Source organism: Haloquadratum walsbyi J07HQW2 (assembly GCF_000415985.1).
In the GTDB taxonomy this organism is placed as follows: Archaea; Halobacteriota; Halobacteria; order Halobacteriales; family Haloferacaceae; genus Haloquadratum; species Haloquadratum walsbyi_B.
On sequence record NZ_KE356561.1, the window covers coordinates 1,176,837 to 1,177,889 of the forward strand.

The 1,053-nt window shown below is 41.4% G+C and carries 1 protein-coding gene; it reads left to right on the plus strand.

Annotated elements, in window-relative coordinates; translation table 11 throughout:
* Positions 1-690: 690 nt before the first annotated feature.
* Positions 691-999, plus strand: a complete 309-nt coding sequence (locus tag J07HQW2_RS05315) for a hypothetical protein (protein ID WP_021054377.1) — start codon at positions 691-693, stop codon at positions 997-999.
* The last annotated feature ends 54 nt before the right edge of the window (positions 1,000-1,053 follow it).

Consider the following 1,053-nt stretch of genomic DNA (forward strand, 5'->3'; position numbering starts at 1 on the left):
TAACTGAATAGACCCGCATGAGTAACAGTAAGATCAAACGAGACTGTATAGCATGAAGGGGCAAAGTCGAACTTCCGCCCTCATTCGATAGTGTGCGAGTGCGCTCGCGTGACTTGTGTGATAGAAGCAGTATTTGAATATGACTGATGACTATAGACTTCGGTGGGTTATATACCACATTTCTCACCGGCTTCCTCAAACAGCTAGCGAAAGCAATGTAATCAATAAACAACGGTAAACTAGGACGGATGTCGGTGGCTCAATATCTTGTGTCTTCCCACAAAGCAATCTAGGGTGAATACGCTAATCTGGTTAAAAAAATCAGAAGGAAAATACTCAAACAGAGTTATCATTTCTGTTTTCACCGCACTGAGGAACGATTCTATCGACAGTTATTTTATCAAATTGCTGAGTTCATTCACCTCAAGTCCACATATTCTTTAGATACGAGCTACTCACCAGTAGCTTCAAATCAAAAGTAGGTCAAAATAGTTTTTCAGATCGAAAATTTATGCACTTAGATATAATTCGTCAATCACACTCACGAATCCTCTCGTTTAATCATATAGTCTCTGTCCTATGAAATCTGACAAATTCATCAAACTTGATTTGGGAGCAGAAAAAGACCTACTTTCTAGCCATTGAGCTGTAGATCTCCGACAGACTGCTAAAACTGACATATTGGGTTCAGTGGATGACCTCCCTTTTAATATTGAAACGATAGAACGAATTCACGCAAACAGTCTTGATCCACATCTCACTGATTACGCAGAAGCGTCTGAGGAGTGGAACCGCGTAGTTAAATCGAGTGGTGAACCTGAAGTCGCTGCGACTCACGCACATTCAACCGGTATCGTACAAGATGCGGACCATTCTTCGTGGTCTTGGACATCAGAAACCTCTCGATATTTTGATGTAGATTATAAGTTTAATTACTACGCTGATATCTCGCTCGAACTAGTTTCGTCTAATGTTGTCGGATGGGCACGATCAAGATGACAATGGCTACGTCCCTGGTCGTGGATATTCGGTAAGGTAGTTGACTTAGCTCAT